The following is an 18,431-nucleotide window of genomic DNA, read 5'->3' on the forward strand; positions in this document are numbered from 1 at the left end:
TAACCTATTTGGGCTTTCTAAGGCATGATTCAATCGAATTTTGAATCATGCCTTTTCTCATATCCTTATACAGATATACAACCTGGTATGAAAAATTAGGAAGGTTTTTTATTTTAAATTTGGAAGGAATCAGGTAACGCGAGTACCGCCCCTCTGTCCCTCATGCTTTCTGGTACTTTTGGAAGTAATCAGGGGAACCTGCGAACCGTCACTATGTTTCAATTTCCTTTCCCGTTGGTTGTTTATTACCTTAGATCATCGGGACTATAAAACTCGCAATTAAGCTTTTTAAAATCCTTTTTGTCCCAGGTCAATACAGGGATCCGATTACTGGACTTAACACTTAGCAAAGAATCAGCAAAATCTACATTCTTTTCTCCATAAATCTTTAATATTTCGACCGAATCTTTATCCTCCGCTTCCACATTTTCAGATTCAAGAATATCAATTAAATATTTAGCGATAATAGACTTGTCCAATTTGTAAAATGATTCAAACAACCAGCAGCATTCAGCAATGGTAATCGTCGGAATTATTAGGGTCATCTCACCCTTATCAACCCTTTCAACAAGCTGCAGCACCGATTGAAATTTCTTTTTATCATCTTTAGCTATCAATCGCACAAGGACATTGGTATCTACTAAAAACTTGTTCATTGTTCACTTATTTCCTTGTTGTATTTTTTGGCCATTTCTTCTTTTGCGACTTGTCTCATTTTCGTAATATTAATCGGTTCATCCACCTGAAATCTTCCAACCACATCACTCAATTTCTTCTTCTTTACAGGTTCTACTTTTATCAGGTTATCTTCAATAAAAAATCTAAGTTGGTCCCCTTCTCCAACTTCAAGTTTTTCTCTAAGCTCTTTAGGAATGGTAATTTGCCCTTTGCTTGTCATTTTGCCGCTTAATAATTCCACCACATTCACCTCTTACCTTTTCCTTAGTATTACCTTTATTTTAAGTAATACACTTTATATAGTCAACTTGCAATCACTAAGCAAACATCGAGCAATCCTCGGGACGGTTCTCTTATTTTATAATTTCTTTTGATATGGGAGAATATTTGAAATTAGATTTATCAAATTAATGTTTTCGTGGATCAAAAAAGCCCTGCAAAGGTTTCTCTTTACAAGGCTACAAGAAGTCTGCTAATCATTGAGTTTTGAGGTAATTAGGGAAACGAGCAAACCGTCACCATGTTTTTTATCATTGGATTAGTATGAATCAGGGAAACACGAGACTCCCCAGCGTTCCCCAAGCCCTTGAATCAACTCCTTACCGCCGGCCTTACAAAGCCAGGCACCGACACCCGGACCGTTTCAATTCTTGCTGACGAATCCCAATTATTTCCCAACCGTTCGACATTTGTGTCTGCGATCAGCATGAAAAGAGTTTGCATATCTTCCCCCCCTAGAGCACAGTCAACACAATAGTTTCCTCCTTCTGGCGGTATTGAAATGACGTCCGTCACCTCTCCTCCTTCTAGTACCCGCCAGAATTCCCCACGACGGCAGATACCTACCCAAACCGCTCCCTCAGAATCAATACAAATCCCATCAGGAACAACTTTTTCAGCTGTATCAAATTCAGCGAAAACCCGCTGGTTACATAGAGAACCATCTGTTCGGATATCGAATGCGGTTAATTTCGTACACGGTACCCCGAAAGATTCAGCCACGATGAGTGTACGGCCGTCCGGAGTAATTCCAATTCCATTCGGAAATGTAAGTCCTTCTCCGCTTTGTTCCACTCTACCATCAGGGTGTCTAATAAGCAGCCGGGTTTGTTTCGGAGACTCGCCTCCGAATAAATCATAGCCAAATTGACTAATATACGCTCTCCCACTTGAATCTACCACCATATCATTGATGAACAGAGAATCGCCGCCGAAATCTACAAGCATCTCCTGCCTTCCGTCTTTCAAACGCAGCAGTCTTGAATCTTCCATAGAGACAATCTGAGGCGTTCCATCTTGTTCAAAGCCTAGGCCGGATGGCCGTGCCTCAACTGTTGTCACGATGGTATGTTCTCCAGTAGGAGATACACGATTTACCGTTTTATTTTTGATGTCAGAAAACCACAGGGCACCGTCATACCAGCGGGCTGCTTCTAGATAACCCAATCCAGTCAAAAGTATATTTCGTTTAGATGATTCCATGTTACCTCTCTCCTTTTCTACTAAACTTAATGGTAAGGCCGAATATTTTATGCAGAACTATTGTTGTTTTTGATCTATATATAGAAAAAACAGAAGATGGTCAGTTTATGAATGCTTATTGTAGAAAACATGTTGATATATACTTATCTATACTTTGATAGGAGAATTAATATTACCAAAATCATGAAAATATTAGGGCAGTTCTCCTACTTCTATAGTTTCAAAAACAAAGTGACAGTTCCACTGTCTTCAATATTGGATGTCATTCTAGCCTAACGGAAAAATTTGGGCACGGTACTCAACTACTTCGTATCGCCTTACCCGAGTTATTCCACCCGCTTTCGTATAGGTCTCTAAGAGAAATTTCTCATGGTTTTGGTTGAAGTTCCGCCTTTAATAATGGAAATGGATGATGAGGCATGCTGAGGGTTTCGATAAGGTGCTATTTGAGGGAAACTTGTTTTTCTTTTGCTAGATGCTACATACTCATTAAGACATTATGTTCGGCCGCATCGGCAATTTCAACGCTAGCTCGGCATGTTTATGCCAAATTATGTCACAGAAATCCATAGAGTTCATATGTACTAGTAGGAATTACGATAGAACCCGTGAACCTTCAAGTGAGAAAAATCTTTGTTATTGTAGGAAAAAGGAGAAACAGCGAGAGAAATAATAATTGATGAGGGATTAAGTAGTTTTTGTGAGTCTATATTTATATATTCCATGCTTAGGTCTAAAATCCTGTAAGCATCCGTGGCAAAAATAAAAATAATTCCCCAGTAATTATTGGGTTTGGAAGGAATTAGGGAAACATGAGAAACGTCCCCATGTTATATTAGTATGGTACCCTTTTAAGAGAAGAAGTCAAAAAAAGGGAAAATTGTTGCAGAGATAATATGATTTTATAGAACAGCTTCTGCATTTCTAGAGGTGAAATCAAGTGAATATCCAAAAAATACATAGTAAGAATATTTTGTTAATCCGTATTTTATGGGGATGTTTTATCCTATGTATGGTAGTCCAAATATTAAAACATAAAGACCCTGTTTTTATCAGCATCCTCTTTGGCAGTGGAATTTTAGTATGTGGAACTATAACCATTTTCGTTTATAGGAAACTGTTTATTAAGCAAACTATGTATTTATGTGTTCTGGGGATGTCATTTGTAACTTTTGTACTTATTGACAACGAACCTGTAATATCTAATTTCTACCTCATTTTTTTAGTCATTTTTATTTTATCTTTATATCATGATTACCGTCCCATAATTTTAATGGGCATAATTAGTATTTTTATAGGCGCCCATTTTTATAAATACGGAGAACGTCTTAATTATTTCTATCAAAAAGGTGACTTTTTCTACTTTTTATTTACTCTATCTGTCACCTTTATAGTAGCCTTCCTGCAAATTCGTTATAGCAGAGCAGTACAAAGATATGATGATGCTAAAAAAGAGGAAGTAAAAAAGGACAATGAACAACAAATTTTAGCCCTTATAAATTCAATGCCCGATTTAATTTATATTCAGGATGGAGCAGGAAGATTTATTGAAATGAATCAGTATGCTAAATCTTTATTTAAATTGGAAGATATTGATTATAGGAATAAACATCTTGATGACCTTTTTTCTCAAAATGAATGGTTTAGAAACTTTCAAGATTGTTTTTCTAATGATGAAATTTCATGGGAGAAGGGCATACCTTATAGATTTGAATTAGATATTTCTATAGAAGATCAATACTCTGCTACCTTTGATATGATGAAGGTTCCAACTTTTTTTGCAGACGGCCGCAAAAAAAATTTATTGGTTATCGGACGTGATATTACAGAACAAAAGAAGGCGTTTGACCTATTTTTAAAATCAGAAAAACTTTCTGTCGTTAGTGAGCTGGCTGCTGGGGTTGCACATGAAATCCGAAACCCTCTAACTTCCATAAAAGGATTTATGCAGCTAGCTAAACAAAATGGAGATTTTAATAGTCAGCACGTAGAAATAATGCTAAGTGAAATTGTGAGAATGGAGTCTATTGTTTCCGAATATTTAACTTTAGCAAAACCACATCATAACACACCAAAGTCACGGCAAAATATTGATACTCTTGTTAGAAATGTCATTACTCTTTTTGAGAGTCAAGCAAACCTGAAGAATATTACTATTCGTTCGGAATTAAATCGTACTAACCAAATAATGTGTAATCCGGGTGAAATTAAACAAGTATTTATCAATATATTTCAAAATGCAATTGAGGCAATTGAAAGTAATGGGGAAATTTTTATAAATTTGAAGAATTCTAAAGACGGGGTAGAAATTATCTTTATTGACAATGGATGTGGTATTGAAAAAGATCGATTAATGAAGATAGGCGAGCCATTTTTTTCAACAAAGGAAAAGGGAACTGGACTGGGATTACTAACGTCCAACCGGATCATCGAAAATCATAATGGAACCATAAAAATTGAAAGTGTAGTAAATAAAGGGACCAAAGTGACAGTATTTATACCCACTAGCTAACCACTGAGCCGGCAGCTGCCACATAAGTTATGAGGTCTGTCCCCCCACACAATTGCAAATTCTTTAGAGAACCACCCTTTTGCACGCGACGGCGTAGGGTGGTTTTCTTGTTATCTTATACGTTTTTTCGAAAGACATGTACAACAGAAACGAAAGAACCGTCCCCATGTTTTAGGAGCCCGCAAGAATCGACATATTCCGGGTCGTCACAGTGACTGCGGTTTATAATCCTTATCCATGATAACGACCGGTTTGACTACATTTCCTGAAATGGAGGCTTTTTCGGCTTCATTGATATCTTCAAAATCAAAGAACTTTATTAATTTATCAAAAGGGAATTGTCCATTTTTATAGAATTGGATTAATTTTGGAATATAGTACTGAGGGATATCGTCTCCCATAATAGAACCATAGATTCTTTTATTTTTTGCATTTAGATCAGAGGGGTTAAATTCTATATTATTATTTGTAACTGCTAATGCAGCTAATCCACCATATGCACTTAAAGAATCTAACGCATCTTTCATAACCTTAGTAATCCCAGTTGTATCTACTACATTATCTATCCCATCGCCATCTGTTAATTGTAATAAAAATTCTTTTGGATCACCTTCGGAATTATTAAATGTGTGTGTCGCGCCTAGTTCTCTCGCTTGTTCTAATCTTTTATCATTAATGTCAATCGCCACAATTGGATAACATCCAGCTATTTTTGCAGCCATAATAGCCGCAAAACCTACAGCCCCTGTACCATATACTGCAAAACTTTCTCCTACTTTTGCTTTTAATGAACTTAAGACAGCTCCTGAACCTGTTGTGAAACCACAACTTAACGGCCCAAGCAAGCGTAAATCGAGATCTTTATCAACTTTAATAATGTTTGTTTTATCAGTCAAACTATAAGTAGCAAAGGAAGATTGATTATAAAAGCCACTTATACCTTCGTTATTTTCATCTTTAAATATATACTCTCCCTCTTTATTTCTACCGCCAAAATTATATGGTCCCCAGTGTTTACAAGCAGAAGGATGTCCATGATTACATTGTTTACATTCATCACAATATGCGTAGGATAATAGAACATGATCTCCCGGCTGAACTTCATTTACATTTTCTCCAACTTTCACTACGATTCCAGAACCTTCATGTCCAAGAATAACCGGATAGCTTGGCAAACCACTATGTCTAAGCGAATAATCAGAACGGCATAAACCTGAAGCTACTAATTTAACCAAGACATCATTGGGCTTAACTTCGTCAACTAATTCAACATCTCGAACGACATATTCTGTTCCTTGCTCAGCTACTGCTGCTTTAATTCTCATTTAAGACACCCCTTTAATTATTAAAATTTTCACAATTATACAAATATTATTTTACGAGGTTATGAAAGCGTTGTCAAAGAAAACATCGGGACGGTTCTTCTATTTCTATGTTTTTTGTTGATAATGGATAGCACTTAAAACAAGCCCTGCAAAGATTTCTCTCCACAAGGCTGCTATCATTCTCCTACTCACTTCTCAGAAACCATCCCCGCGTAATCACTTCCCTTTAAAATTCGCAGACCGTTTTTCTAAAAACGCAGATGTTCCTTCTATCTTGTCTTCTGTTGTATACAGAATACTCTGAGCCAGCTTTTCGATTAGAAGACCGGTGTTAATATCTGTTTCAGATGAAGCGTTGATGGCGATTTTCGAAAGTTTTAAAGCCAATGGCCCTTTTTTAATCATTTTACTCGCCATAAACACCGCTTCCTCTATTAATCTATCAGCGGCAACCACTTTATTAGCCAATCCAATCTTTTCAGCTTCTTCCGCATCAATAATATCTCCAGTAAAAACGAGCTCCTTTGTTTTCCCTTTCCCAATTAACCGCGTCATTCTTTGAGTTCCACCCGCCCCTGGGAGGACGCCTAAATTGAGCTCAGGCAAACCAAATTTAGCTTTTTCAGAGGCAATGCGGATATCACAAGCCATCGCGAGCTCGCAGCCGCCACCTAAAGCATACCCATTCACCGCTGCGATCGTTGGCTTATCATAGTTTTCCACTTCCGTATAAAGGACTTGCATTTCTGCAGCCAGTCCATCCAGAAATGTTTTTTGCCTCACTCCGTTAATATCAGCTCCTGCCGCAAAGGCTTTTTCCCCTGCCCCTGTAAAAATAACGGCCAAGACATCCTCGTTTGTTCGAAGGCTGGTAAGACATTCTCTTATCTCTTTCACCGTTTCGGCATTCAGGGCATTTCTAAGTTCAGGCCTATTAATGGTAATGATTGCGATTTTATCTTCTAGTGACAATTTAAGATTTTGATATTCCACGTTTCTCTCTCCTTCATTGAAAAATTAATAAAATATTGATTCAGGCTTTTCTTTTAGCAGTGCTGTCGGTTTCAATACGGCTTTGTTTAGCTGTTCTGCGATTGACTCCAACCGCGCAATGGCATTATTGATATTTATTCCCTTGCTGCCCTCAATCGGACCAATCTTATCGCCCGTCCCGAGTACCATGGCGAGATCAATGTCCTTAGGGGATGCAACTCCCTCTTCTATCAGCTTAGCTGCTTCATTTAATTTGATTAGCTCTAAATCACTTATGTTGATTTTATCTGTTCTTCTATCAAGATCGATCGCCGGCCGCCCGTTAGACCAATCATAAAAGCCTTTCCCTGTTTTCTTTCCTAATTCCCCTGCTTTCACCTTTTGCGTTAGCAATTGAAAAGAAGCATAATCAGGGTGCAGCACCCTCTCGCGATACTGACAAGAATCATAAAGCACATCTAGTCCTACATAATCTGATAGTTCAAAATGCCCCATTGGATGGCCATGGAACCTCATCAAAGCGTCAATCTCTTCTGGTTCGGCGATTTTTTGATCAACAACCCCACCCAAAAAGACCCGGATTGGTGCATTTACGCGGTTAACGATAAAGCAAGGGCTGTCCTTTTCAACCCGAACCGGGACCTTATTCATTTTCAAACATAAGTCATAAGCGATCCTCATTGTTTCCTCACTGGTGTCTTGACTTCTTATTACCTCAGCCAGCTTCATCATGACAACAGGATTAAAGAAGTGTACACCGACCACTCTTTCCTTATGTTGTACGTGTTCAGCTATCTCTGAAATACTCATATTTGATGTGTTTGAGGCTAAAATGGTGTCGCTGGAGGTCAGTGCTTCCATATCTTTAAATAAGGTTTGCTTGATCTCTAAAATCTCTGGCGCAGCTTCAAATACAAACTGTGAATTTGAAACAGCATCTGAAAAATTCAAGGTTGGATGGAGATTGCTCCTGTATTCGTTCCATTCTTCTAAACTAATTTTGTTCTTTGAATAGAGCTTTTCAAAACTTTCATTCATCTTTTTGACTCCGCGCTGCAGCGATTCCTCGTTCACATCGTACAAATAAACGATCAGTCCGCCTAAAAGAGCAGCCTGCGCAATACCATGTCCCATATCACCCGCGCCAATCACCGAAACAACTGAAATCTCTTCTTTTCTCATAAAATAACCCTCTTTATTAGTTTATTAATCTATTATTATTTATTATTTCTAATAATTAATAATATTCTAAATATTTTTGTTAACTATGTCAAAGGATGGTAAGGAAAACATTAAAACATCGGGAAGGTTGAAGGTCACTGGAAACGCAAGAATCTTTTCCGTATCCCCATATGAGTAAAGCCCTGCAAAGATTTCTCTCCGCAAGGCTGCTATAATTCTCCTAATCATTGTATTTGGAAGTAATTAGGACGACACGGGAACCGTACCTAGTTTTCTTTTACCTACCATCTATTATAGTACCCGCGTTCCTACACGCGCCTTGACCATCAATGTACAAAACAACTGCAATTGCACATTGTCTTTGTACCCAACTCCATTATTACCGTAAGAAAATAGATTTAGCTTTTACTCCTCCCACCTATTTCCCTATCTCACAATACTATAATTCCCGTGCCTAACAACTGTATTTGGTTGTTCGTAACCTAAATTTTTAGCATCTGTATTCGAAATCTCAACCAATACACTACTAGTTCGCACATGGTATACTTTTCCTTCATATAGGTTGTTATTTCTCTCAAAAAGAATACGACCCCCTGTATTTGCTTTTTGCATTTCTGTTAACCATCCTATCTTTTTTATCAATCTCAAGTACTGATTATTTCATTCAAAGACAAAATCGTATGATTTAATTCTTGGTCTGCATTTAAAAAACCCTATAACAATCTGATTATCTTCAGTTAAAGTGATGTATCTAAAACAGATACTGTTTAATATTAACCAATTCGTTTCTGTTGAAATTTCCATTTTCGCAAAAACTTCTTCTGTGTATTCCAGTAAATGGGGATCATATTCATTCATAGGTTTGCTGGGTATGATCCATTTAAAAAGTAAATTTTTTAGGGTAACCTGTTCAATAATTGATAAACTTCTTCTAAACTTTAACTTATCTACTGTTACAGTTTTCAACGAAATCACTCCTTGATATTACGTAAGTTTATCTATTGAACCTGCCAACATCAAGGACAGAAAGATAACATAGTGTTACATTTTTATTACTTACTGTGTAATAGATACGCGTCCATGATAAATGACTCTTGTCACGTTATGCAGCATATAATAAGGTTAAAATGACTTCATTCGACAATTTTATATTTGCATTGGAAAAGTGCAGCGGCTTACGAAAAGATTAGTTTAAGAGATTATTAAAAAGACAATATGCTTCAATTTGAATAAAACAACTTTTTGGTAGAAGCAAGATAAGGTTTTCTTGCAATGCTTGAAAATGTTTTTTAAGGAATGGGGAAGGAAGAATGCTATATATTTGGCATATCGAGAAGATAATTAAAGATACGTTAGAAGAACTCAAACTAAATATAAATGTAGAATCCAGCGATAAACTCACAGCACCGATGAGTTATAACGTATCTACAAATACGATAAAGTTTAACTACTTACAAATTAACGGATATAGCGCTAAAATTAATTTGAAAATTAAAGAAACAGAAAATAACTTTGTGAAGCTTATTCTTTATCGTGAGCTTGGTTATTATTTAGAATTCAGGAAAAATTCACGAGTTTTAAAGACTCTTATTTATGGTGAAGAACAGGAAAAGGAACAGCTCTTAGCAGAAATCGAAGAGAATGCTTGGGAATATGGAAGAACATTGGTACCTGAAAATCTATTAACAGCATATGATCAAGTACGTGAATTGGATAAGTTTCTGTTAAAAGACTGAAAGAATCAAAAGGACCGGTATTAACGCTCCTATTCCAATATTTTATATCGTATCGTCGGGCGATATAACACTTGCAAATAACTCTAAAAGCCTTCATATTAAATAGAAAAAGGAGAAACGATATGCGACGTGATATACAACCTAATGAACGAGCTTTCTCTTCTAAGGAAGTGGCAGAAGAAGTGGGGATAGCAACACCCACTGTCCGAAAATATGGCCAAATCTTAGAGCGGAACGGATATGAGTTTTTAAAAGATGGCGATCGGCGTATTTTTGTTCAATCTGACATCGAAGTGCTTATAGCGTTACGCGATACGGACAAGCCTCTAGACGATACAGCTAAAGACCTTGTGAATCAACAAAAAGAAAGATTAGAAGAGTCCAACGAAATAGAGATTGCGCTAACCAATACATATGAAAACTTACCTAATGACCCTAATCAATTAAAAGAGGTCTTAATGTTTTTAGTCAAGGAACTCGCAGCCACACGTGAAATGAATGTCCAACTGACAAACGATATGTTAGAGCTTAAAACAAAGGTTTCTCGACTTCAGCAAGATCATCATATTATAAGTTCTACGATTGGAAATTCAGCGCAAAAAACGAATGCTAAAATTGAAAAATTAACTGAACAGCAAAAGAACCATTACGAAACATTGCTACAACAAGAAAAACATAAGAGTGAACTCTTACAAAAAGAAATACAGAGTATGCGGGAAGAACAGAAAAAAGAGTGGAATTCACAAAATGAATTCAATAAACGTTTAGAAGAAGCGATACAAAAACCTAAAGAAAAATGGGGAGGGCTCTTCTCTATTTTTCGAAAATAAGGTGCCTGTTTAGTGGATAATTCAAGTGATATATATCTAAACGATATACACAACTTGAAGCAAGTAAAAAAGAATGATTGATATAATGGGAGTTACGGCGACTAAGAATCTTAATAAAAAACATAAATCGGCCTTAATAGAGTTCCCTAGAGAAGGTTGAAGGCCCTTTTTTGTTTTATATCGCCGGGCGATATACCGTGCGCTTAAATCTCCAGAACCTTTATCTTTAAGAAAAGTATGGCTGATATGCGACATGATACACATTCGATATATGACCCATTTTCTTCCAACCAAATAAAAATGCATTCCCCTCCGTTTCAAAAGTATGGCTGCATTTCAAAGTGAAAAGTATGATTTCTTAAAAGAAGCCAATCCACTTTGTTAAATCCGACATCGGAGCCTTATAGCGTTACGCGATACGGTCAAGTCCCTGGATGATACAGCTTAAGACCTTGTTTATCAATAAAAAGAAAGATTAGAAAGAATTGATGACACAGAAATTTCTATAGCTGATACATTTGAAATTCCACCCTGCCCCCCCAATGAATATCACTATTTTTCAAACTCCAACAAATTCCCCGGGAAATTTCTACAAATTATGAGTAGATATTGACAAAAAGTTTAGGACGGTTCTCCTCTTTTGACGGGTTTCACCAATAATTGTTATTACTAAAAATTTTATCTTTTAGAAAAATCCCCTTGATTCTTCAAAAAAAGCCCTGAAAAGATTTCTCTCCCAAGGCAAATTTATTTCTATTATTCACTAATTAGGAAAACACGAGAACGGTCCCCTTTTTTCCTTAATTGTTCTTATACACTTCAATAATCCTAACCATTTGCTCTGTCATGTGGTCTTGTGCTGCTGTCATGAGGTTGCTTAGGTGAATAGTTGGGTTTTCGTTTAGTTGTTCCCTGATTGTTTTGACTGCGGCTAACGAAATTTCGGTGTTGACATTGATTTTGCGAATCCCTCGGTCAATGGCCTTTAGGATTTGGTCTTCGGGCGTGCCGGAACCACCATGAAGGACTAGAGGGATTTCAATGCTGTTTGCAATGTCATGTAAGAGATCGAGTTGTAAATTCGGTTCACCTTTATACATTCCGTGCACAGTTCCAATCGATGCAGCTAGAAAGTCAACGTTTGTTTCTTTCACAAACCAAGCAGCTTCGGCTGGATCCGTAAGTTTCCCGTCCCCCTCTTCTTCGTCAGAGAACTCACCTTTTTGCATCGATCCAATTTCTGCTTCTACAAAAACTCCTTCTGCATGTGCTAGTTCTACTACATGCTTTGTCGTTTTCACATTTTCCTCCATCGGCAGTGCAGAACCATCATACATAACAGAAGAAAACCCGGCAGAAATCGCTTTCTTGATCGTTTCAAGTTGATAACTATGATCAAGGTGAAGGGCAACAGGAATAGAAGCCTGTGCTGCTAGGGCTTTTGTAAAAGCGGCAAACGCTTCGATATTCATATAATCTTGATAGCGTTCACCGTAGGCAATAATCACTCCTTTATTGGCTTTTTCACCTGCAGCAATCGCAGCTTGGATGGTCTCAGCGTTATAACAATTGAAAGCAGCAATGGCGCTGTTAGTCTTTTCAGCTTGGGCAAGCAGTTCTTTTGTTGTAGTAATCATACAATCGTCTCCTCTAGTAATGTAGTATTCTTACATTTTATTCATATATTAAGGGCAAAGATAGAGAATAACAACCACTTTTTGTCGAATTCGTGTCGAAATTATGTAGTTTTTTTGAAAAAATCATTGTGTAAGCGTTATTATTGTAGTAAACTTACTACACAAGCAGGAGGTGGTCACACTTTTGACAAGTTTTCAAGAACGTTTAATTTTAAAAAAGGAAGCACTCACAGCTTCTGAACTAAAAATAGTAGAGCAATTAGAAAAGAATGAAAAGCCTTTTCTATTATCGATGAACGAACTTTCATCATTAAGTAATGTTAGTGAACCAAGTGTTGTTCGTTTGTATAGAAAGCTTGGATATACCAGCTACCAAGAATTAAAAGTTGCGCTTGCTCAAGAGCTTGCGGGCACCAATTCCTCGCAGCCGTCGAATTCGATAGAGATTCATAAAGATGACCTGGCAGATGTTGTATTTGAAAAGATTGCCGATCAGCTCTCGACCGCCATGTCCATGACGAAAGAACAACTCAATGTCGAGCAGATTGAAGAAGCTGTTCATAAAATTTCAAAAGCAGACAGGCTTTTCTTTTTCGGTCAAGGACTTTCAGGGACCATCGCTGAAGACGGGGCTCATAAATTTATGAGGATCGGCGGGACGACGTTAGCGGTTAAAGATCCTCATTATCAAGCAATCTATGCAAATCATATGAACAAAGAGGATGTCGTGATCGCCATCTCGCATTCTGGGGAAACCGTCAATATTATCGAAGTAGTAGACATGTGCCAAAAAAGCGGAGCAACCGTGATCATCATTACTTCTAATCCTAAGTCAACACTGGCGGAGATGGCTGATATCCTGCTGCTCACGCAGGCACAGGAGACGGAAAAGCGTTCAGATGCAATGGTTAGCCGTATCGTTCAACTAGCTCTAATTGACATGTTATATACAAGAGTTTTTTCCGTTGGGGGAAAAGATGTCGAGGAAGCAGTAAATATATCAAGGTTAGCAGTTACAAAAATGAAAAGGTAATAGATTTTTTGAAAACGGATACTTCTAGGGGGAAGAGATTATGTTAACAGGTAATGCACTCATCATTGGATTTGTTGTTGCCTTAATTTTACTGTTTGTATTTATTATCAAATTTAAATGGGATGCTTTTATCTCGCTTTTGGTTGTGGCTCTTGGACTGGGATTAGTTTCAAGTATTCCCGCTAAAGATGTACCCGGCATTATTGCAGGAGGCTTCGGGAGCACATTAACCGGTGTCGGGATTCTAATCGGACTCGGAATTATTTTTGGTCAATTTTTAGCAGAATCAGGTGCGATTAGTAAGATCGCTTCAGGAATGCTTCGCGCTTTCGGTGTAAAAAAATCACCGTATGCAATGGGTGCGACGGCGGTCACAGTTTCGATTCCAGTATTCTTTGACGCCGCTTTTATCATTTTACACAAATTAATTCAAAACTTATCGATTAAAACAAAGATTTCACTTTCAACGTTCGTTGCGATCTTAGCCATCGGGTTAATCACAGCGCATAGCTTAATCATCCCAACTCCAGGACCTCTCGTTGTCGCTGACCAAACAGGTTCAGACCTTGGAATTTTCTTCATCTATGGTTTGCTGGTTGCCATACCGGGTGTACTTGTAGGTGGGATTATTTACGGAAAGTTTATTGGAAAACGTATTACGAATGAAGGACGTCTTGATCCGTCGGAAGTAACGGACTTCGAAAACGATTCAAAAACAGGCGGTAAGGAAATTTCTACAGCCCTTTCTTTCGGGATGCTGATTCTTCCGATTGCCTTAATTTTATCAAACACAGTTGTGAATTTAATTTTCAAAGATAATCCAGAACACTTTATTGCGACTTTCTTCTCAGTCATTGGGGACAAAAACGTCGCGCTTCTAATCAGTGTCATTGTCGCTATGTTTGCGTTGAAGCCTTACATCAAACACGATAGCAGCAAGATCTTTGCAGATGCTTTTGATCAGAGTGGAATGGTAATTTTAATTACTGGTGCAGGTGGAGCATTTGGTAAAGTCGTTCAGGAAACAGGAATTGGTGATTTGATCATTGATTTGATGCAAGGAGTTAGCATGCCTGCTTTACTGCTAGCGTTCTTATTCTCACAAATCTTGCGTGCATCACTTGGTTCAGCAACGGTGGCACTAGTTACCACTTCGGCGATCATGGGGCCAATGGCGATGGAACTTGGCGTATCCCCTGTCCTATTAGGTCTTGCGATTTGTGCCGGTGGTGTTGGTCTATCTTTACCGAACGACTCAGGTTTCTGGGTAGTGAGCAAATTTGGCCGCTTATCGATGACAGAGACATTAAAAGTTTGGTCAATTGGTGGTTTCTTATCAGGAGTAACGGCGTTAGTATTCGTCTACATCCTTAGCATGTTCCAAGGATTTTTACCAGGATTATAATACTTGATTACTAAACATATAGACAGAAATGGAGATGCAGCTAGAATGAAAAAACGTATTGGATTTATTGGACTCGGAATTATGGGAGCACCGATGGTACGCAACCTTTTGAAAAATGGAAAAGAAGTGACTGTTTTTGATCTTAATCAAGCATCCGTGGACGCTTTGGCAAAAGATGGAGCAAACCCTGCAGCATCTGGTAAAGAAGTAGCAGCGGCAAGTGAAGTTGTAATTACAATGCTTCCAAAAGGCGTACATGTTCGCTCAGCGGTTTTTGGAGAAAATGGAATCATGGAGGGAGCTCGTGAAGGATTAGTGATCATCGACATGAGTTCCGTTACTCCTGTTGAGTCAAAGGAATTCGCAGAGCTTGCGGCTAAAAAAGGCGTCTACTTCCTTGATGCACCAGTTAGCGGCGGAGAACCGAAAGCGATTGACGGTACCCTCTCTATCATGGTCGGCGGAAATAAAGATGTCTTTGAAAGTGTGAAAGACGTTCTAAGTGATATGGGACAAGACATTGTTCTTGTTGGGGAGTCTGGCTGCGGAGCAACAGCAAAGCTAGCTAATCAGATTATCGTGAACTTAAATATTGCTGCTGTTTCAGAAGCTCTTGTACTTGCTTCTAAAGCTGGAATCGATGTCGAAAAAATGTACCAGGCCATCCGCGGCGGACTTGCAGGCAGCACGGTAATGGATGCAAAAATCCCGATGATTCTGGACCGTAACTTCAAAGCGGGCGGACGCATCGATATTAACATGAAAGACATTACAAATGTGATGAATACTGCTCATGACCTTGCTGTTCCACTTCCATTATCAGCGCAGCTGCTTGAAATTTTCCATTCATTAAAAGCGGACGGAAAAGAAGCGCTTGATCATGCAAGTATTGTTCAACATTATGAGAAACTAGCAAATGTGGAAGTATCCCGAAAGGAGCAGTAATCATGAATAGTAAAGAATTATTAGCGAATCTGAAAGAGCCTAATACAGCAGGAATTAAGGCAATGCTAAAAGATGAGCTTGCTGATTTTAATCATAAAATTGTTGTTTTAGATGATGACCCAACAGGTGTTCAAACGGTTCATGGCGTGTCTGTTTATACGGATTGGACAAGAGAAAGCATTGAGCAAGGTTTCCGTGAAGATAATCGAATTTTCTTCTTGTTAACCAACTCTCGCAGTTTCACAGCACAGGAAACAGCTGTGGTTCATCAAGATATCGCGAAGCGTGTGCAAGAGGTTTCTGAACAAACGGGAATCCCATACGTATTAATTAGCCGCGGCGATTCTACGTTAAGAGGACACTACCCACTAGAAACAGAAACAATGAAAAATACAATCGAAGAGTTGTCCACTAGCAAGATAGATGGCGAGATCATCATGCCATTTTTTAAAGAAGGCGGCCGTTTAACGATCGATAACATTCATTATGTTCAGTATGGTGAGGAGCTTGTACCTGCTGGCGAGACGGAGTTTGCGAAAGACCGTACCTTTGGCTATGCCTCCTCTCATTTAGGGGAATGGATTCAAGAAAAAACAAATGGTGATTTTACCAAAGAAGAGTCAGTATACATTAGCCTTGAAGATCTGCGTTCTGAAAATATCGCGGGCATTAAGCAGCAATTAATGAACGTTTCTGATTTTAACAAGGTCGTTGTGAACGCTGTAGATTATGTGGATGTAGAAGTGTTTGTCGCAGCATTTCTTCAGGCTTTAAAGGAAGGGAAAACGTTCATCTGCCGCAGTGCAGCAGCTTTAACAAAAGTGATGGGCGGTATTTCGGACAAGCCGCTTTTATCAAGAGAAGAGCTTGTTACCGAAGAGACATCCCACGGCGGAATTGTTGCTGTTGGTTCACATGTACAAAAAACGACAGAGCAGCTTTCTATATTGCTAGAGAGCGGTTTGGTTACAGGCGTTGAGTTTAATGTACATCTTGTGCTTGATGAGGCGAAGTTCCAGCAGGAAATCGACCGTGTCCGCACTACTTGTGAAGAATTAATCAGCGAAGGAAAATCTGTTGTTTACTATACTCGAAGAGAAAGACTTGATCTCGGTGAGAACCGTGCAGAAGAAGAATTAAAGCTTTCTGTCAAAATTTCTGATGCTGTAACAAGCATTGTCAAAGACTTAAAGGTTCGTCCGAAATATATCGTTGCAAAAGGAGGAATTACTTCCTCAAGCATCGGAACAGAAGGATTATCCGTTAAGCGTGCCGACGTAGCCGGTCAGATTAAACCAGGCATACCAGTTTGGAAAACGGGAGAAGAAAGCAAATTCCCAGGTTCCGCCTACGTGATCTTCCCAGGTAATGTAGGAACAAGCACCACTCTTAAAGAAGTTGTTGAAGTATTAGAAGGAAAATAAAGCAAAGCACGGGGACGGTTCTCATGCTTCCTAAATTGAACGAGGAAGCGTAAGAACCGTTTCCGTGTTTTCTTGTTTTAATCACGAAATTGGATAAAAGCGGAAAAAGGGTGTTTATATCTATAAATTTTAATTGCCATTTTTCCATTTTCAGGAACTTAGCGACCCATATTTGGATTTATCCTTAACAAAATTACATTTACCGGTAAATACTGCATCATATCGAGACCGAGAGTTCTTTGAGGTCCCCTCATCAAGATGGTTTATAACATTTTTCAAAAAAAATTTTCCTCCCCCCTATCCTTTCCCGCTCATTCTCCCTATATAGAGAATGAAGGGAGTGCAGAACTATGAATATTAAATCGGGCACTATGGAGCAGTTTCAATCTTTTTCCCAGTTTCATTCTCTAAAGGAGTTCAACACCCATATGGAAATGTGGTTAGCGTTACATAAATTTGAATTTACGAAGGGAGAGCTAGTTGGCTTAAAGCGACTGGTTCGTTTTGCTGCGAAGATTCCTGGGGTTGCGAATGCCAAGATTGGCACTTTCTTAAAAGCCATTCATGAGGAGTATGAGGGCAACGGGATCTCTCGTTCTACTTTTAAAAGAATGGTCCAAAAGGCCATTTCGCTCGGCATCCTGACTGTTTACGAAACAGAAAGAAAAAATGGTTCGCAATCCAGCAATCTTTATGTGTTCAATCGCTTTCCTAAAAATGAACCACCTAACGAGGAAATTTCGAACCACCATAATAAAACTATTAATCTTTCTAAAACTATTAAAGATAATAAAAAACGTACAGAAACGATTCCTGCAGAACAAAAGGATTCTCAATCTTCTGTTCTAGACCATACATTTACAAGCGATCGTGTGCCATCTCCTTTTACCAATCTAGTAAAATGCTTCTTTTCTGATGCGAAAATGATCGAGGATTACTGGAGAATGGCGAGCATTGCTGCGTTCCTTCACAACTGCGAACAGGATGCTGAAAAAGTTCTAGCCATCTCCATTCATGCATTTAAACAATTTGTACGAAAGCTGAAATCAAATGCAATCCATAATCCTATTGCCTATTTCTATGGAATTGTGAACAAGAAGTTTGAAGAGCTCTACTTTGAAGAGTTATTTGACATGGGCTTCTCTGCAGATGAGATGGCCGATCTTCAAGCAAATCCTCTTCAACTCCCATTATTTTAAAAAATTTTCTCTCCCCCCTGTCCATTTCGCCCCTTTTTCCCTATATAGAG

17 protein-coding genes are annotated in these 18,431 nt (G+C 38.4%); 8 read left to right on the forward strand and 9 right to left on the reverse strand.

All coding sequences use genetic code 11. The annotated features are described in order from the left end of the window. Nucleotides 1-245: 245 nt before the first annotated feature. The 3 genes from CZ487_RS24085 to CZ487_RS24095 all read right to left on the reverse strand — a co-directional run bounded on the left by CZ487_RS24085 (nucleotide 246) and on the right by CZ487_RS24095 (nucleotide 2,160). Nucleotides 246-656, reverse strand: coding sequence for a PIN domain-containing protein (locus CZ487_RS24085; protein ID WP_077214904.1), 411 nt, complete (start codon nucleotides 654-656; stop codon nucleotides 246-248). After that, nucleotides 653-919 carry an AbrB/MazE/SpoVT family DNA-binding domain-containing protein gene (locus tag CZ487_RS24090; protein WP_084783371.1) on the reverse strand — a complete coding sequence of 89 codons (267 nt, stop codon included), beginning with the start codon at nucleotides 917-919 and terminating at the stop codon, nucleotides 653-655. Before CZ487_RS24090 ends, CZ487_RS24085 begins: the two co-directional genes overlap by 4 nt. 350 nt (nucleotides 920-1,269) lie before the next feature. Further along, nucleotides 1,270-2,160, reverse strand: coding sequence for an SMP-30/gluconolactonase/LRE family protein (locus tag CZ487_RS24095; RefSeq protein ID WP_077214905.1), 891 nt, complete (start codon nucleotides 2,158-2,160; stop codon nucleotides 1,270-1,272). Between the two features lie 940 nt (nucleotides 2,161-3,100). Between CZ487_RS24095 and CZ487_RS24100 the strand changes: the two genes are divergently transcribed. Continuing rightward, entirely contained in the window at nucleotides 3,101-4,672 is a 1,572-nt protein-coding gene (locus CZ487_RS24100; protein WP_139339610.1) for an ATP-binding protein, read from the forward strand. Between the two features lie 206 nt (nucleotides 4,673-4,878). Here the strand turns inward: CZ487_RS24100 and CZ487_RS24105 are convergent, their stop codons facing one another. The 5 genes from CZ487_RS24105 to CZ487_RS24120 all read right to left on the reverse strand — a co-directional run bounded on the left by CZ487_RS24105 (nucleotide 4,879) and on the right by CZ487_RS24120 (nucleotide 9,138). After that, nucleotides 4,879-5,997 (reverse strand): NAD(P)-dependent alcohol dehydrogenase, encoded by a 1,119-nt coding sequence (locus CZ487_RS24105; protein ID WP_077214907.1) that lies wholly within the window; start codon nucleotides 5,995-5,997, stop codon nucleotides 4,879-4,881. 216 nt (nucleotides 5,998-6,213) lie between these two features. Beyond that, the gene (locus tag CZ487_RS26240) at nucleotides 6,214-6,990 is read right to left on the reverse strand and encodes an enoyl-CoA hydratase-related protein (RefSeq protein WP_084783372.1); all 777 of its coding nucleotides are present in this window, start codon (nucleotides 6,988-6,990) and stop codon (nucleotides 6,214-6,216) included. 24 nt (nucleotides 6,991-7,014) lie between these two features. Further along, complete coding sequence (locus CZ487_RS26245) at nucleotides 7,015-8,172, reverse strand: 3-hydroxyacyl-CoA dehydrogenase (protein WP_084783373.1); 1,158 nt, start codon at nucleotides 8,170-8,172, stop codon at nucleotides 7,015-7,017. 426 nt (nucleotides 8,173-8,598) lie between these two features. Continuing rightward, a complete protein-coding gene (locus tag CZ487_RS24115) occupies nucleotides 8,599-8,784 on the reverse strand; it encodes a DUF2187 family protein (protein ID WP_077214908.1) in 186 nt (61 codons plus the stop codon). A 48-nt stretch (nucleotides 8,785-8,832) separates the two neighbouring features. Further along, a complete protein-coding gene (locus CZ487_RS24120; protein ID WP_077214909.1) occupies nucleotides 8,833-9,138 on the reverse strand; it encodes a hypothetical protein in 306 nt (101 codons plus the stop codon). A 344-nt stretch (nucleotides 9,139-9,482) separates the two neighbouring features. On the opposite strand from CZ487_RS24120, the gene CZ487_RS24125 reads away from it, so the two are divergent. Together CZ487_RS24125 and CZ487_RS24130 are read left to right on the forward strand one after the other, a co-directional pair. Then, complete coding sequence (locus CZ487_RS24125; RefSeq protein WP_077214910.1) at nucleotides 9,483-9,908, forward strand: hypothetical protein; 426 nt, start codon at nucleotides 9,483-9,485, stop codon at nucleotides 9,906-9,908. 122 nt (nucleotides 9,909-10,030) lie between these two features. Then, nucleotides 10,031-10,738 carry a hypothetical protein gene (locus tag CZ487_RS24130; RefSeq protein WP_077214911.1) on the forward strand — a complete coding sequence of 236 codons (708 nt, stop codon included), beginning with the start codon at nucleotides 10,031-10,033 and terminating at the stop codon, nucleotides 10,736-10,738. An 800-nt stretch (nucleotides 10,739-11,538) separates the two neighbouring features. Here CZ487_RS24130 and CZ487_RS24135 read toward each other — a convergent pair. Further along, a complete protein-coding gene (locus CZ487_RS24135; protein ID WP_077214912.1) occupies nucleotides 11,539-12,375 on the reverse strand; it encodes a class II fructose-bisphosphate aldolase in 837 nt (278 codons plus the stop codon). A gap of 184 nt (nucleotides 12,376-12,559) precedes the next feature. Here CZ487_RS24135 and CZ487_RS24140 point away from each other — a divergent pair, with 184 nt between their 5' ends. From CZ487_RS24140 to CZ487_RS24160, 5 genes are all read left to right on the forward strand, one after another. After that, the gene (locus tag CZ487_RS24140) at nucleotides 12,560-13,408 is read left to right on the forward strand and encodes a MurR/RpiR family transcriptional regulator (RefSeq protein ID WP_077214913.1); all 849 of its coding nucleotides are present in this window, start codon (nucleotides 12,560-12,562) and stop codon (nucleotides 13,406-13,408) included. 40 nt (nucleotides 13,409-13,448) lie between these two features. Continuing rightward, nucleotides 13,449-14,813: a GntP family permease gene (locus CZ487_RS24145; protein WP_077214914.1), complete on the forward strand. Its 1,365-nt coding sequence runs from the start codon at nucleotides 13,449-13,451 to the stop codon at nucleotides 14,811-14,813. 45 nt (nucleotides 14,814-14,858) lie between these two features. Then, the gene (gene garR / locus CZ487_RS24150; RefSeq protein ID WP_077214915.1) at nucleotides 14,859-15,758 is read left to right on the forward strand and encodes a 2-hydroxy-3-oxopropionate reductase; all 900 of its coding nucleotides are present in this window, start codon (nucleotides 14,859-14,861) and stop codon (nucleotides 15,756-15,758) included. After that, nucleotides 15,758-17,182 carry a four-carbon acid sugar kinase family protein gene (locus CZ487_RS24155; protein WP_139339611.1) on the forward strand — a complete coding sequence of 475 codons (1,425 nt, stop codon included), beginning with the start codon at nucleotides 15,758-15,760 and terminating at the stop codon, nucleotides 17,180-17,182. Before garR ends, CZ487_RS24155 begins: the two co-directional genes overlap by 1 nt. A 428-nt stretch (nucleotides 17,183-17,610) precedes the next feature. Next, nucleotides 17,611-18,381 (forward strand): hypothetical protein, encoded by a 771-nt coding sequence (locus CZ487_RS24160; RefSeq protein WP_237562939.1) that lies wholly within the window; start codon nucleotides 17,611-17,613, stop codon nucleotides 18,379-18,381. The last annotated feature ends 50 nt before the right edge of the window (nucleotides 18,382-18,431 follow it).

The organism is Robertmurraya dakarensis (assembly GCF_900156875.1).
GTDB lineage: Bacteria > Bacillota > Bacilli > Bacillales > Cytobacillaceae > Robertmurraya > Robertmurraya dakarensis.

Excerpts from the sequence above, each read along its gene's own strand:
- CZ487_RS24085 (WP_077214904.1), bottom strand. The coding sequence starts at position 656 with ATGAACAAGTTTTTAGTAGATACCAATGTCCTTGTGCGATTGATAGCT.
- CZ487_RS24095 (WP_077214905.1), bottom strand. The coding sequence starts at position 2,160 with ATGGAATCATCTAAACGAAATATACTTTTGACTGGATTGGGTTATCTA.
- CZ487_RS24105 (WP_077214907.1), bottom strand. The coding sequence starts at position 5,997 with ATGAGAATTAAAGCAGCAGTAGCTGAGCAAGGAACAGAATATGTCGTT.
- CZ487_RS26245 (WP_084783373.1), bottom strand. The coding sequence starts at position 8,172 with ATGAGAAAAGAAGAGATTTCAGTTGTTTCGGTGATTGGCGCGGGTGAT.
- CZ487_RS24115 (WP_077214908.1), bottom strand. The coding sequence starts at position 8,784 with ATGCAAAAAGCAAATACAGGGGGTCGTATTCTTTTTGAGAGAAATAAC.
- CZ487_RS24125 (WP_077214910.1), top strand. The coding sequence starts at position 9,483 with ATGCTATATATTTGGCATATCGAGAAGATAATTAAAGATACGTTAGAA.
- CZ487_RS24130 (WP_077214911.1), top strand. The coding sequence starts at position 10,031 with ATGCGACGTGATATACAACCTAATGAACGAGCTTTCTCTTCTAAGGAA.
- CZ487_RS24135 (WP_077214912.1), bottom strand. The coding sequence starts at position 12,375 with ATGATTACTACAACAAAAGAACTGCTTGCCCAAGCTGAAAAGACTAAC.
- CZ487_RS24145 (WP_077214914.1), top strand. The coding sequence starts at position 13,449 with ATGTTAACAGGTAATGCACTCATCATTGGATTTGTTGTTGCCTTAATT.
- garR (WP_077214915.1), top strand. The coding sequence starts at position 14,859 with ATGAAAAAACGTATTGGATTTATTGGACTCGGAATTATGGGAGCACCG.
- CZ487_RS24160 (WP_237562939.1), top strand. The coding sequence starts at position 17,611 with ATGGAAATGTGGTTAGCGTTACATAAATTTGAATTTACGAAGGGAGAG.